We start from the raw sequence: 14,034 nt of genomic DNA on the forward strand, positions 1-14,034 counted from the left end.
AATCTGCCTTCGAGCCTCAGCCTCTCGATTATACCCCTGATCGAGGGGAGCGCCTCAGTCGCAGCCTCTTCGCCCTCGAGAATCGCCTCATGCCTCTTCGAAAAATCCCCTGCCGCTATGGAGCCCACCTTCGGCCGTATCACAATGTCAGCCCTCGACAGCTGCATACTTGCGAGTTTTGAATACATGATCGTAATAGCCTGGAGGATCGTGTCCACGGTGCCTTCGGGCTGGGCCTCGCCAAGGCTCGATGAGATATCCACAGCGATGACAACATCGGCGCCAAGTCTCTTTGCCGCATCGACCGCAACAGGACTGACAACACCGCCGTCGACATACATCTTGTTGTCTATCTTTACCGGTCTGAAGATGCCCGGGATTGAGCAACTTGCCCTCACTGCCGTGCCGGTATTGCCTCTCCCGAAAACCACTTCGCTGCCATTCTGGATATCTGTCGCCACTGCGTAAAAAGGGATCCTCAGTCTTTCAATGGGCGTGTTCTTCAGCATCCTGTTTACATACTCCTCAAGCTTCTCCCCTTTGATAAACCCGTTGTCGGGAACGGTCACGTCGACAATGTCCGTCTTTTCGATCTCAAAAGAGATCTTCTGCAACTGAAAAGCATCGAAACCATAGGCATAAAGGCCGCCGACAAGACTCCCTACGCTTGTGCCCACTACCATATGGATGGGGATTTTGTTTGCTTCGAGGACCTTTAAGACGCCGATGTGGGCAAACCCCCTGGATACGCCGGCGCCAAGGACCACGGCTACCCTTGCAGGCCGCTGAGGCGGCTTGACCTCTTTCGGCGCGCAAGATGCCGTTGTCAAGATAAGAATAATGAGAATGGTTGTTATGCTATGGCGGAGCATCTGCCTATCCTCTCGTGATACGTCCCATACTATACCATGGTAGTATAAAATATGTTTTACAGCGATTCGACGATCTGGTTCAGCATCGAAAAGGGTCTTGGCGAGTCCTATTATATCCTCTGCCCCGTGTGCGGCAACTGCGGGATCAGGGTTCTTTACTGGGACGACGGAACAAAGGAAGAAGGGGACTGCCTCATATGCAAAAGGATGGAAGAACTCATGGACCCCCGCATGGGTTACTGTTAAGGGATTATTGCTAGCTCTCTATTTTGTATCCGAGCTTTTCGATACTCTCTCTCGTCAGCCTCAGGAGATCCTCCTCCATGAGTTTCGCCTCATCGAATTCAATGGCAATCTCTCCTCTGCCGGTCTCTATGGAATTCACTCCGTCCATCTTCCCGAGGAATCGTCGCAGGGCCATGGAACATTCCTCACAGAATTCCTTTTGCACAGCTATCGAAATGCTCTTCATATCTGTCATCCCCAGGCAAGTCGCTCCAGTTTTTTCTTCAATGCCGCCCTTCCCTCCAGAACTCTATTCTGCCTATCGCCGACATCGTAGTCAACAGCAACGGCCGGCCTGATCGGTCTTCTGTGGTTGACGTCGTCCGGTAACGCCAAAGCACCGGCCGTCACGACTACTCAAGATCTTTCCAGTACGGGAGCCACCTCGTAATGACGCTCTTCAGCGTTCCGTTCTGCTTCCACCCTGCAAGGACCGCATTTACCCGCGCGAGCAGCGCCCCGTCATCCCGTCTGATGCCCCAGCCGAGGTATTCCTCGTTCAGGGGTTTCCAGAGTCCTCTCATCGAGGCTTCATTTTCAGAGACGAGCCATACGACGGCAGGTGCATCATGGACAAAGATATCGATCCTTCGCTGTTTGAGTTCAATGGCGGCGTCACTCAAGCCCTGTAAGGGAATGATCCTCATCGCAGGCGGAAAATTCTTTCTCGCATAGGCCTCACCCGTCGTGTTCTTGATGACACCCACTGTCGGGAACTTTTCCTTGATTCTCTCAAGGGAATTGTACTTCGAAAAATCACCGGCACGCATGGCAACGACGAGACCGCTCTTGAGATAGTAGTCGGTAAAGGCGATCCTGACTTTTCTTGCTTCCGTTATGGTCATCCCTGACATGATGATATCGATCTCCCCATCGAGAAGGGAAGGCATCAGCCGGTCCCAGGGAAGCTCGACAAACCGAAGCGGCATGCCGAGTTCTCCGGCAAGCATGCGCGCAAGATCCGCCTCGAGTCCCGCGATCGCCCCCTGTTGTCTGAAGATCATAGGCGGTGAATCGGGAGTGACGCCGACAAGCAGAGGCATTACCGGAGTCCCCTCAGCAGCCGGGGAGTCATTCGGACCCGCAAGGACTCCGATAAAGAAGGTAATAAGAATAGCGAAAGCGAGCCTCAGACTTTTGTCAATCATAGTATTACTCCCTTCCTCGTTATCGATGCAAGCCCGCAGCCAACAGGCAGAAAATGGAGACTGCTTTAAGGGGTATTCCCTCAAAGCAGTCCCGAATGTTATGGCCCATAGTCGGACAGTCTCTTACCAGCTGTAGGCTCCTCCAACCCCGAACAACCACTGACTCGATGATCCCCTGAGGGCTACCACAGGGCTGTTGTTCGCAGGACCCGTCAGGTACTGGTAACGTGCCCCCGCTGCAAGATGCCATGACCTGCTGAGATGATAGACCATGGTCGGTGAGAAACTCACATCCCTTAAGCCGCTCGAGGCATCATAAAAGGGAAGTCCCGATGTGCCGACGTTATTGGCATTGACGCCGAAGTAGTACTCCATCCAGTTGCGACTCGCATAGCTGGTGCTCACGCCGAGAGAAAGATCGATCGGTCTGCTTATCGGATACCAATAACGGCCGGACAGGGTCAGGATATACCCCTTGGAATGGCCTGTCACGTCCTGGAGAAAATCAAGGTTCAGGACCAAGCGCTGACGGGGGTCTTTTTCTCTGAAAACAGCGCCGACAAAAGCTCCTGCTTCTACCGCGCCTTTCAGCTCCGTCATCTGTTTTACCACTTCATCCTCAACACTGTCCTTGCGGCCGAAACGGTAATTCAGCGAAGGCCCGAAGCGGAGGATCGGATGATTCAAGAGGTTTACGTTCAACTCCGTGGCCAGCAACTGCACATAACGCTCCCCCTCAAAAGTGTATTTCAAGAAAGGCGCCGCCACAAATCTGTAGTCGTTCGATCCCATATAGTCAGGCGCTCCGCCTACAGCCACGCCGACGATGTTTGGTATGCTGTCTTCAACGGGAATGGCGCTATCCATGCCGGCTGCATGAGCAGCAACTGCGACAAAAAGCGAAACCAATGCAACAGAACATCCAAGAATGAATCTTCGCATAATGTCTTTTCCTTTCTCTGCTCCTGTTTTATAACATTGAGAAAGACCCATGAGTCATGGGTCATGTTCACAGCAATTATCATCACCTCCTTGTCACCAAAAATAAATACGCCTCTGCTCACCTCGTTCAATCTTTCCTTCTAAGACCACCATGAGGTTATTATTCCTTCTCGAGGTTCACATCCTTCATTGCCTGCCTGCACCGTGAGGAGACCTTTTCCTTTTTCTTCTCGATGCACTGGAGAAGTCGACCCTCTCCCGATTTAACGCCGGAACAATAGGTCTTCAGATCGTCCCTGCACTCATTTGCGAGATACGTGAGGGCTGCCACGATGCGTTCGAGCTGGGCAGCCGCATCGTATATCGCGTATTCGCAGCGTGCTGACAGCTTGTCCTGGCGCGCATAGAGACATGCAAGCACGCGGCCCTTCCCCGGAATAACGTCCTTGCAGTAGGTATCGATCTCCTTCTGGCAGCCCTCCGCAAAGGTCTCGACAGGACCCTTCTCAGCAGCAAAAGCCCAACCACCAATGAACTGCATACAGCCAACGACAACAAGACAGATGAGTATTTTCTTCATGACTTCCTCCTTGTTCATGTATCCGTTATTTTACTCTCCTTAAGGCATAGAAGTTTCCTTGACCTTGCTCCAAGTCGGGTCAGGATCAAACTTCTCCATGGCCTCGGCAATCTTTGTCGTATTCTTTCCGAGATCCTTCTGGTACACAACGCCGTCGTGGTTCACGATGAAGGTCATGACACCGGAATTGCCGTATTTCGCAGGAAAGGCCACCACCGCAAATCCCCCTATCATGTGTCCGTTCACCACATAATCGTACGCTCCATCGGGTGCGTTCTTGCCCTGGGCCTTTAGCATGCGGTAATAATAGCCATGGTAAGGGACGTGTCTTTCTTTGTTCGCCTTCTGTCCACTGTATCCCGCAGCCCTGGCCTTTGCTACCAAGTCGCCAAGGGGGCTCGGTTCCTCCTCCTCCTTCGTCTCCCAGTACAGTCCGTTCTTCTTTCCCGGATCGCTCCTGAACTTCTGGGCATATTCGAGGAGGGCATTGTTGTCGCGGTCTTTTATCGCGTACTCACGCTGGGCATCGACGATGGCAAGCATCGTCTGGATCGTGTCCAGCTCGTTCTCTCCGATACGGCGGTTCAGTATCTCCTCCTTGCCGGCTTTGGTATCGTAAAACCACTGTTCTCCCTTCTTTACCAGAGGGATAGGAAAGGGCCAGTCCTTTTCCCCGACAATAAGGACCATCTTTCCCCCTTCCTGGACAAGGCTGTTCTTCTTGTCATAATCGCTGATAAAAGTTTCCCGCCGCTGCTTGTCGCTCACGGGGTCTCCAGAGTAAATCAGCGCCTTCGCGCCGGGGCCGAAGATCGACATTACCTCCTTGTCGTTGTTCGATTTGATTGCCTCCATAAAGGCCTTCACCGCCTCTTCGGCGGAAGGGAAGCCCTTCTGTTTCTGTCTTGCCCCTGCATCAGCCGCAATCCCTGCAAAGACAGAGATCATGACCGCAACAACCAGCGCGAGAAGCCGGAGCCCGTAAGACTCAGAGCGTTTCTTATCACTCATTTCCGGTAGGATCATTTTCGTCTCCCTTGAATATCCATCTATTGATACATGGTCTCTTTTCATGACTACCTCCTGCCTCCGCCTCGACCACCTCCGCCACCACGGGATCCTCCCCCGCCTCCTCCGCCGCGACTGCCCGATGACATGCTCTGTCTGCTTGAACTGCCTCGGTTGCTCATATCACGTGTGGCGCTTCCACCCCGGTCCATGCCTGACAGGGCGTTGCTCTTCTGGCCGGAATAGTCCCGGCCTCCGGCTCCTGTGGTCCCGGCCCGGGGTTGCTGACCGCCGCGCTGACCCTTGAATTGGTCAGCGCCTCCGCGGGCAATGTCCTGCCTGCCTGCCTCGGCACGTCCACGGTAGTTTTCTCGGGACTGGACCGCCTGGTTCGTTGATGCCCGGTTATACTTCTGCGCAGTCCCCTGGTCCCTGTAAGCGACTCCGCCCCGGTGGCTCGCGTCATGCTGCCATCGGCCCTGGCCAGCCTGACCTCTCCCCTGATATTGGGTCGCGTACTTCCCGCGGTTAATGTTGTTGTTGAAATTGGCATTCCGGTTGACGTTGACATTGACATCGCCACCGTGCCAGTCTGAATGGCCCCATGCGTAGCCCCATGCAGCGCCGAGGGCAACGCCTGTAACAAAGGCAGCGCCTGCCACATATCCCGGCGGATAGACCGGATATGGCGGATAGGCCGGATATGCCCATGTGCCGTAAACGACAGTCGGGTTATAGGCCGGCACATAGATGACCTGTGGGCTGGCAGGTTCGATGATGATGACTTCTTGCTCGACCTTAACGACCTGCTCTTTGGTTGTCTTCAGGTTGCCCGCGGCCTGTGCCTTTGCCCGAAGCTTCTGGACCGTGTCCAAGACATCCTTTTGCTGGGCGAGGAATGCATCGCCAAGTTTCTGCGTCCAGTCGAGCTTTTCGCTCATCATGGTCAGCACCTGCGGAAAATTCACCAGGGACTTGACGCTCGGGTCCCAGGACTGAGCTTCAAGGGCCTTTGCCAATGCATCACCCTTCATATCCTTGTTCTGCTTTGCCCAGCGGTCAGCCTGCACAACCTCAAGCGGATAGGTGGAAGCCATCAGCACCTGGGTAAGCAGGGAGTCGGGATAGAGCGCGATCGGTGCGAGGACCTGTTCCAGTTCTTCCGGTGAAAATACCGGTTTTGCCGCCTCCTGCGCCGCAGCCCCCGACGTTATCGGATCGAAGGGAGCGATCAGAGCAAAAATCATAAGAATACTCACTATACGCATAATACTCTTTGTCATAACTCCTCCATTTTCCAAATTCTCCACCCTTCGTACTTCCTTCAAACGGCGCTCGTGCCCATTTTGATAAAGCAAGCCTCCTGCCATCACCAGGATGTCTCGTGTTTATCGCACTAACCTACCTTTAATACAAGGGTTTTCTAGCAGAATCAGTATCAAAAAAAGACCGCAAGAAATAGCTCTTTGCCGATATTTCGGCAAGACCACCGATATTTCGTTAATATGTCCTTCATGATGTAGTCGGCCGATTGATACCGAGTTTCTTCATCTTCGATTGCAGCGTCGTACCTTTCAGACCAAGGATCTCAGCAGCCCCGCCCTTACCGGTAACATGCCAGGATGTTTTCTCCAGTACACTCAGAATGTGTCTGCGCTCTATGTCCTGGAGGGTCACACTATGTTCTCCTGAGGTTACAACCCCGGGAGCTTCAGGCAAAAAAACTTCCACTGTTTTCCCCCTGCTGACTATCATGGCGCGTTCGATGACATTCCTGAGCTCCCGGCCGTTGCCCGGCCATACGTAAGACCGGAGAACATCCATGGTCTTCTTCGGGATCTTATCGATCCGTTTTCCCATCTTCTTCTGAAATTCAGTAACAAAGGCCCATACCATGAGAGGGATGTCCTCCGGACGTTCACGGAGGGGCGGTATCAGAATGGGGAAGACATTCAGACGGTAAAAGAGATCATTTCTGAACCGCCCCCCCTCAACCTCCCGGGCAAGGTCCCTGTTGGTGGCCGCGATAATGCGGACGTCAACGTGGACCGCTTTTGTTGAGCCCAGTCTCTCGAATGCGCCTTCCTCAATCACCCTGAGCAGCTTGGCCTGAAGCTCAGAGGGAAGTTCACCGATTTCGTCAAGAAAGATTGTGGAACCGTCGGCAACCTCGAACCGGCCTGCCATCCTCGTGAGGGCGCCAGTAAAGGCGCCCTTCTCCCGCCCAAAGAGTTCGCTTTCGATGAGCGTGGGCGGAAGAGCAGCACAGTTGACGGTAACAAGGGAACGGTCTTTTCGGACGCTCATGCTGTGGATTGCCCGCGCCAGCATTTCCTTTCCCGTTCCCGTTTCACCCAATATGAGGACCGTGGTGTCAGTCCGCGCAACCTGCGAGGCCTGTAGCAGGACCTTTTTCATGGCTGCGCTTTGTCCAATGATCGCCGTCTGCTCACTCAACTGCTTGACTTCCTGTTGAAGATGGACGTTCTCATCCTCAAGGTGTTTTTTGAGTTGCTCAATTTCCTGAAGGCGCTCGCTCAGCTCTTCCTCAATCTGCTTGCGTTCGGTGATGTCCAACGATGCTCCCATTAACCGGACAGGTTCGCCTGAGCCGTTATGGTGCGACCGGCCGCGGGCTGCCATCCAACGGACGCTTCCATCGGGCTCGACGATTCGGTATTCGTCGCTGAAGTCCTCCTTCTTCCGGATGGCCCTTTGCATCTTGTCGTGAATCCGGGCGCGGTCCTGGGGGTGGATGTTACTGAGGAAGACCTTTAAAGTCAGTTCCCTGTTTGAGGCAAGGCCGAGCAACCTCCGGGCTTTTTCTATGGTCCATATCTGACCCGAATCCATGTCCAAGGTCCACAGGGCCGCATTCGCAGAATCTGCAGCAAGGCTCAGACGTGCCAGGCTTTCGCGCAGGTACTCTTCAGAGCGTTTTCGGGCAAAGGCATTGGCAAAGATTTGCGCCACAAGCTTGAGGCGGCTCACGAGGGGCTCCACCCATTCCCTCTCTTGTCGGAAAACAGCGAAAGTCAGAGCCCCGAAAACCGAGCCACCCGTTACCAAAGGAATCACCAAGGTGGACTTTGTGTCATACCCGCGCCAACTCTCCTTGTCACGGGCCGCTTCCTGAGGCAGATCAGATAACCTTGAGATGGCGAGGACTTCTCCTGCGAGAACCTTATTGATTGCCCAGGGAAAAAGTTTTCTTGCATCCAGTTGCATCGGGACTTCCCGGCCTCCTCTGTCATAGAAGTGTTCCAGTTGCATGGTTCCCATATCCTTCTCGGACATCAGCCAAAGCGTAGAACGATCGAAGTCAAGCTGCTCGCAAACGCGATGCAAAGTGTCGCGGATCTCGCCATCCAGCTGACCGGCTGAGAGATTGATCAATCGAGTCGAGGTTTCGGCCAGCAGCATTTCGAACTGGTGTCGGTCCTCCCCTTCAACCTTGCTTTCTTGCAGGTCCGGGATGTCTGCCAGAACATCGTGCATCACTTCTTCCTTTTAAGCAGCGTGATCTTCCGGTTCTCTCATGGAACCTTCACCTATAACTAAACCTTAGGGGATAATGTCCACTATGTCAAGTTTAACAAGCACAAATTATTCATTCGTTGCCTCCCGCGGATCGGCATCCGCTTCTCGCCAAGAGAATAGCCCTTTGTGGCCACGCTGGCTGCGCAATCTCATCAACGCCTTTCTTCAACTACGCTCAGTGTGCCCTAAAGGAGCTTGCTCTCTTGCAGTTGCTTCATGAGCACGTCAATGAAGGGGTTGATCGTTCCCTCCCGAGAGTTCTCGACTTTCACCCTGGAAAGGTAAGACCAGATAAGCTTTTCGCCCTTCACCTCATACACGTTGGTAACAATCGTAAAAAACTCAGCATCATAGGCTGAACCAGGTTCATAGGAATAGAAGCGAAACCATCCGTCACGATAGTCTAGCGGCACCGTGTAGATCCCGCCGGGATAGAGTTGTGAGGTCTCTTCCTTGCTGATCGGCCGCGCAACCAGGACGTTCCTGATACCCAACTCCCTGACCTTTGCCAGTATAGCCTCCCGCTCAAGTTTCGCGCCGGACTGAGAAAAGACCTTGTTGCCCGGCACCGCTTCAACACCCCTGGATGCCAGACGCTCAGAAAGGACATTCTCGAAATGCTCCTGCATGAAATCAACTTGAGCAGCGGCAATGACGAGGACTTTTTGAAGCCGCTCATTGCTTGTCTCATCCTTCCAGACATTCACGGTCTTGATTGAGGCGCAGGAAGTCGTCATCATTGTCAGCAAAAAGGCGATGAAGAAGCTGCATTTCAGGGGAATTCTCATACTCTTCGTCCTCTCTTATTCAGGTTTTTCTGTGTCCTTCCGTTTCTGTATAGCATACCTTCATAATACCTTTCTGTTGCACAAAGACTGCCTCGTTCGGAACGGTTGGCGTCTACACGTCTGACTTTCCCTTTGTGTGCGACATTACTGTTTATTCAAGGTCTGCGAAGAGCACCACAACTCTTGCCTGTCCCGGTCCTGTCACGCTTATTTCTCTATCCTCGTAATTTTCGTGCCCTGCAAGCCAAGGCCGGCCATCAGTCCCTTCTGGTCGAAGAACATTGCATAGATTTCCGATTGCAATGTGGTCGTTGACATAGACTTGGCTGCACCTATGTCCACAACCACGATGGTCGGGCCTACGCCAAGCTCCCACCCGTCACTTTTGTCGATCCATTTCAGCGCCGAGTCGGTCATAAAAAAGAGCGCATAGCCGAATTTCTGGATTCCCGCCTGTAACCCATACGAAGCCTGAACTGTGTTGTAATACCCGGCTATCTTCCCTCCCTCGATGAGCGCGCCCTCACCGTATTGGCCTCCCACAATAAAACCACCCTTCACGATCCCGGGGAAGACAAGGATGCCCTTTGCCTTTTCACCAAGTGCCCTGGCCGTAGCTGACTTTGCATAGAGCTTATCCAGAGCACTCTTGACATCACGGTTAATCTCCGCCGCCGACGCCGCCGCAACGGGGGCCGGACAAACAAATGTGCACGTCACAAGAAGTGTCAACACCACAGCAGTCAAATGAAAGTATTTCATCGTCCTATCCTCCCTTTCTTATCACTATTCTGCCGCTTTCATGAGCGGTATTTTCTGGGCGAGCTCATAATACAGAACGGCCTGGATCTTATTCTCGATCTGGTAGTAGCGTGCAGTCTTCACAGGAGACAAGACTTTGCGGAACTTCGGAAGATAGGCCGTGCGGAGCTTCAGCCCCAGAGTCTCGATCGTCATGTACTCGTTAAGCAGCCTCTTCGCAGTATCGTCGGTCATCTTGCCGTATGCATCAGCGTAGTCATTGATCAGTTTTATGGTGCGTGTGCGCAGAAGAAACAGTTCATCCTGATACTGTTCATAGACCGGCCAGAAGGCCTTGGCCTCGGACTCGGTCAGTTGTATGTTTTCCGCGACGAGATGCTTCTTGTCGGCGCGTACCTTCTCAAGGACGATCTGCATGTTATCCGCCTTTTTCTCCTGCCCAAGCGCATGAGAAGCAACAACCACGATCATCGACACTACCATCAAGACGACTACTGCCCTGCTTTTGTTTCTCATATGATTCCTCCTTTCGTAGTGCACAACATTTGAAACGTCTCTAGCTTCATTCTTTTTCTTGATTCCAGCTCTTGATTCCCATAAGGCTTATCCTATCCCGTCGGGACCGTGATGATCGGAGCGCCCTCCTTGGCGCCTCCTGTTTCGGTAAGGGAAAAGATGAACATAAGGAATGAAAAGAGCGCCTTCGAACGATAGTCGCGGTCATCGATCCAGAACCAATGGTAACGATAGGGGACCGCAATGAAGGCGTCTGCCGGTTTGTCGGTTGAACTATGGATTCTTATGAGCGGAGGGACAGGGACACCATTCACCGTCTCCCCGGCCATCGTCGGGTTCACCCGCTTCTCCTCAACATGCGCAGACGGCACATCGATATACGACGCAAGATCGATGATGATCTCAAGTATCGACCGCGTCAGCAGGGCGAGCTCTTTATCGTCTTTTGCGACTGAACCATAGACAACGCTGATGTCACTTGCAGATGGGTCGAGCCCCAACGTTTTCCGGACGAAGAGTATGTCCTCCTGCACCGCTGGATCGACTTTCCCTCTAAAGCTCATCACCACCCCTTCCATCTCGTCTGTTTTCTGGACCCTCAGCCCTATGGCGCCCGAGTCCTGGATCCTCCGCATCCTCTCCAGGAGCGGATAGAACTCGGGGTCAGCAGCGCGAGCGCGCGCCGATCCCCCGTACCGGTTCCTGACACCGTTGACCGTGTGTACGCAGATCCTGAGGATGAGATCTATCGGGTAGCCGGCCTGGATCAGGCTCAATATGGCGGGCGGCGGGATCGGTTTCATGAGGCTCCGGGCAAACTTCTCTCCGCTGAGAGGCGTATAGGTGATGGTAGGGCGTTCGACGTACTGCGCAAGACCTCCCACGGATTGTGAGTTTGTTGCGACCGAAGTCACAGGGTGGACCCAGGTAAACCCTGCATTCACCTGCGCTGCCAACTGGTACTGACTTATGACAGAGGCTACATCGAGAAAGACAGGCGTGTCGCCATACCGCAGCTTCACCGCGTTGATGAGCATCTGCTCCTTCCAGGAGTCCCCGAGCGCCCCGGTGTAGTCGAAACGGTCGCGGCCAACGGTGTGAGGCCCAATACTCGTACAGCCCGAAAGGACCAGCAGACCAACCGAAAGGAAAACAGACATCAACCTCTTGATCGAATCCATATTCTTCTCCTCCGGGATTTCACAAAGGATTGAGACGGAAGAAATGGTATTTCCACGGTCCAAGGTCAACGTACAGACCGGGACCGAACATCTCGTCCCCGTTCCTGTCGAAGGTTTCGTCCGACAGAACATCGGTAAGGCGCCACGTCTTTCCCTTCAATTCATCCCAGGGCAGCGCTACCTGCCCCTGCGAGGCTAAATCAGAGAGATTCACGACGATCAAATAACGCTCCCCGCCATTGCGCCAGCACCAGGCGACGAGGTTCTGATAGCTTGCATTATCGGGCCAACCGTTCCGCTCGCAGAGCTGCCACCTCCCTTCACGGAGGCCTTCGACAGAAGCTGCCTTGAGCAGCCTGCGGTAGAAAGACTGGAGGTCGGCATCGACAGGCTCGACAGGAGAGCGACCGAGGAAGACGGGCAACCTCACCTTCCTTCCCTCGAACTGCCCTTCATGAAAAAGTTTTGCGCCCGGAATCGTGGCGATGGTCACGGCGGCGGCACGCTCCTGCTGGGGGGAGAATATTGAAGCTGCGCGGGGCTCATCATGGTTCTCGATGAAACGGACCAGTTTCTCCTGATAGGCAAGGTCTGCCAGAAGGTGCATCCGGACACTCTCGGCGTGCTCCATACGGTCATAGAGTCTCTTGTCGTAGCAAAAATCAAACCCCTGCTGTTGCAGTTCCCACTCGAGGTCCCAGTAGGCCTCGGCGATGAACCTGAACTCCGGATATCTCCATTTGATGGCATTTGTAACCGTGGGCCAATAGTCGTGGTCGGGTCTCTGTCCTGCGCGAGACCCCCAGGTGCGTTCGAAAATATTGTTCATGACAAGCATCGCCATGTCGCAGCGGATGCCGTCACATTGTCCGGCGATAACAGAAACGGTATCGATGATTGCCTGACGCAGGTCGCAATCAAAGGCGTTCAACTGAAGCACATCAGGCCACGCAGGAAAATAGGGGTCCTTGCCGCATGCAAAGATGTTCCCTCCTGCTTCAAGAAACGATGCCGGTTCCCTCCTCACGTCATCGGCATTTCCACGGACAAAATACTTTGGATGTTCTTTGACCCAGGGGTGATCAGGCGCAACGTGGTTCGGCACAAAGTCAAGGATAAGCCTCAGGCCCCGTTCCCTGAGAATGTTCCGCGCAGCTGCGAGCCCCCCAGGGCCACCGAGACGGTCGTCGACCACATACCTCCGCACACAGTATGGGGAGCCGACAATGTCTTGAGTCTGAAGATCGGGAAGGACCCGCCGGAATTCCGACATGAGCCCTTCATTGTTGAGGGCGACCTGAATCCCCTTAGGACTCCGCTCCCATACACCCATGAACCATATGGCATCAACGCCGATGGAAAATAGGGAGGCCCATTCCTCAGGAGGCACTGTGGCAAGCGTAACGGACCTGTTGTGTTTCAGGCTTAATTCATTAAGCCATACCCACGTATTGATCTCGTAGATGAGCGGATGCTTCGACCATGGTTTCATTTCATCACCTCAGATTTCCGATCCTTGGCCTGTTTCATCGGTTTCATAATTCCTTCTTCCAAGATCAACTGCCGCGGCAGGTCCTTTCCTGAAAAAAAGTTCCCACATTTTGCCCTTGCCCAGCACCCTCCCTAATTCTTTGGTGGCAAAGAAGGGTATAAAGGCGACAAACACCACCAGACACTTTGCAAAAAATTCATGACTGCCTTCACTCAGAAGGTGGTCCAACATTCCATCCAGGCCCTTCCCGTGCAGAAATCCTCGTATGGCCGACTCGACAGCTGCAAAGAGCACGACCCACAAGGTGAAGGCAAAAGCCTTAGAGAGGGTGGGCAAAATTAAAGGCTTGTTATCGAGACTGCGCCAAAAGTGAAAGAGACCTCCGATCATAATGACTTTGGCGAGGACCAAGGCCTTGATCAGGCTGATCCCCCAATGCGTATAGCTGATGTAATAATGAGCCAGTATTAATCTTCGATACGACGTAAATACCGCAAAAACAAGGGTCAGATAAAGTACATTTATCCAATAGGCGATCATTTCGAGAACGACTTTATCTTTCAATCCTCTTATTTTTTCGGTCATGTTGCTCATCTCAGTCACTTTGAATCAGTGCTTCCGGATGGCTGAAAATATGGCGGCGTCTTTTGCCACGGATACCCCTTCACCGCCATGTTGTATCCCACATCAAAGAGCTCACGCATGTATGCCGTATCGAAATCCTCCTTCTTCGGCACGTTGAAGCTCTTGGGTATGTAAGCCAGATTGTAATCAAGACCATCCTTCTGGGCAGTCAAATAGATCCGATAGAGGTCGCCAATACCCTGCGTGTGAATCAAGGAGGAGACGGCCCGCCCGGCAATGGTCAGCGTCCGGCGATCCACCTGAGCCCACTCGGGATCAAGTCGGCTGTTGCGAAT

Annotated in this window: 17 protein-coding genes; 1 reads left to right on the top strand and 16 read right to left on the bottom strand. The window is 53.3% G+C overall.

All coding sequences use genetic code 11. The annotated features are described in order from the left end of the window. The coding region (locus VFG09_10360) for a patatin-like phospholipase family protein (protein ID HET6515551.1) at nucleotides 1-872 on the bottom strand (872 nt) is incomplete at its 3' end. Between the two features lie 51 nt (nucleotides 873-923). Here VFG09_10360 and VFG09_10365 point away from each other — a divergent pair. Continuing rightward, a complete protein-coding gene (locus tag VFG09_10365) occupies nucleotides 924-1,118 on the top strand; it encodes a hypothetical protein (GenBank protein HET6515552.1) in 195 nt (64 codons plus the stop codon). A 10-nt stretch (nucleotides 1,119-1,128) separates the two neighbouring features. On the opposite strand, the gene VFG09_10370 is transcribed toward VFG09_10365, so the two are convergent. The 15 genes from VFG09_10370 to VFG09_10440 form a co-directional block, all read right to left on the bottom strand. Then, nucleotides 1,129-1,344 (bottom strand): heavy-metal-associated domain-containing protein, encoded by a 216-nt coding sequence (locus VFG09_10370; GenBank protein HET6515553.1) that lies wholly within the window; start codon nucleotides 1,342-1,344, stop codon nucleotides 1,129-1,131. A 5-nt stretch (nucleotides 1,345-1,349) separates the two neighbouring features. Beyond that, nucleotides 1,350-1,508, bottom strand: a complete 159-nt coding sequence (locus VFG09_10375) for a hypothetical protein (GenBank protein HET6515554.1) — start codon at nucleotides 1,506-1,508, stop codon at nucleotides 1,350-1,352. Nucleotides 1,509-1,510: 2 nt separating this feature from the next. Continuing rightward, nucleotides 1,511-2,305 carry a transporter substrate-binding domain-containing protein gene (locus VFG09_10380; protein HET6515555.1) on the bottom strand — a complete coding sequence of 265 codons (795 nt, stop codon included), beginning with the start codon at nucleotides 2,303-2,305 and terminating at the stop codon, nucleotides 1,511-1,513. A gap of 123 nt (nucleotides 2,306-2,428) precedes the next feature. Then, nucleotides 2,429-3,247 carry a MipA/OmpV family protein gene (locus VFG09_10385; GenBank protein ID HET6515556.1) on the bottom strand — a complete coding sequence of 273 codons (819 nt, stop codon included), beginning with the start codon at nucleotides 3,245-3,247 and terminating at the stop codon, nucleotides 2,429-2,431. Between the two features lie 160 nt (nucleotides 3,248-3,407). Continuing rightward, nucleotides 3,408-3,827 carry a cysteine rich repeat-containing protein gene (locus tag VFG09_10390; GenBank protein ID HET6515557.1) on the bottom strand — a complete coding sequence of 140 codons (420 nt, stop codon included), beginning with the start codon at nucleotides 3,825-3,827 and terminating at the stop codon, nucleotides 3,408-3,410. A gap of 39 nt (nucleotides 3,828-3,866) precedes the next feature. Then, nucleotides 3,867-4,901 (bottom strand): DUF2950 domain-containing protein, encoded by a 1,035-nt coding sequence (locus VFG09_10395; GenBank protein HET6515558.1) that lies wholly within the window; start codon nucleotides 4,899-4,901, stop codon nucleotides 3,867-3,869. Between the two features lie 2 nt (nucleotides 4,902-4,903). Continuing rightward, nucleotides 4,904-6,118 (bottom strand): DUF3300 domain-containing protein, encoded by a 1,215-nt coding sequence (locus VFG09_10400; protein ID HET6515559.1) that lies wholly within the window; start codon nucleotides 6,116-6,118, stop codon nucleotides 4,904-4,906. Between the two features lie 229 nt (nucleotides 6,119-6,347). Next, nucleotides 6,348-8,333, bottom strand: coding sequence for a sigma 54-interacting transcriptional regulator (locus VFG09_10405; protein ID HET6515560.1), 1,986 nt, complete (start codon nucleotides 8,331-8,333; stop codon nucleotides 6,348-6,350). Between the two features lie 227 nt (nucleotides 8,334-8,560). After that, the gene (locus VFG09_10410) at nucleotides 8,561-9,163 is read right to left on the bottom strand and encodes a hypothetical protein (protein HET6515561.1); all 603 of its coding nucleotides are present in this window, start codon (nucleotides 9,161-9,163) and stop codon (nucleotides 8,561-8,563) included. 207 nt (nucleotides 9,164-9,370) lie between these two features. Next, a complete protein-coding gene (locus tag VFG09_10415) occupies nucleotides 9,371-9,925 on the bottom strand; it encodes a YSC84-related protein (GenBank protein HET6515562.1) in 555 nt (184 codons plus the stop codon). A 24-nt stretch (nucleotides 9,926-9,949) separates the two neighbouring features. After that, nucleotides 9,950-10,441, bottom strand: a complete 492-nt coding sequence (locus VFG09_10420; protein HET6515563.1) for a hypothetical protein — start codon at nucleotides 10,439-10,441, stop codon at nucleotides 9,950-9,952. A gap of 92 nt (nucleotides 10,442-10,533) precedes the next feature. Beyond that, nucleotides 10,534-11,622 (bottom strand): hypothetical protein, encoded by a 1,089-nt coding sequence (locus VFG09_10425; protein HET6515564.1) that lies wholly within the window; start codon nucleotides 11,620-11,622, stop codon nucleotides 10,534-10,536. A gap of 19 nt (nucleotides 11,623-11,641) precedes the next feature. Beyond that, entirely contained in the window at nucleotides 11,642-13,114 is a 1,473-nt protein-coding gene (locus tag VFG09_10430) for an alpha-amylase family glycosyl hydrolase (protein HET6515565.1), read from the bottom strand. Nucleotides 13,115-13,123: 9 nt separating this feature from the next. Next, on the bottom strand, nucleotides 13,124-13,699 hold the full coding sequence (locus tag VFG09_10435) for a hypothetical protein (GenBank protein ID HET6515566.1): 576 nt from the start codon (nucleotides 13,697-13,699) through the stop codon (nucleotides 13,124-13,126). Nucleotides 13,700-13,713: 14 nt separating this feature from the next. After that, nucleotides 13,714-14,034: hypothetical protein (locus tag VFG09_10440; protein HET6515567.1), on the bottom strand; the 321-nt coding region annotated here is incomplete at its 5' end.

The organism is Thermodesulfovibrionales bacterium (assembly GCA_035686305.1).
In the GTDB taxonomy this organism is placed as follows: Bacteria; Nitrospirota; Thermodesulfovibrionia; order Thermodesulfovibrionales; family UBA9159; genus DASRZP01.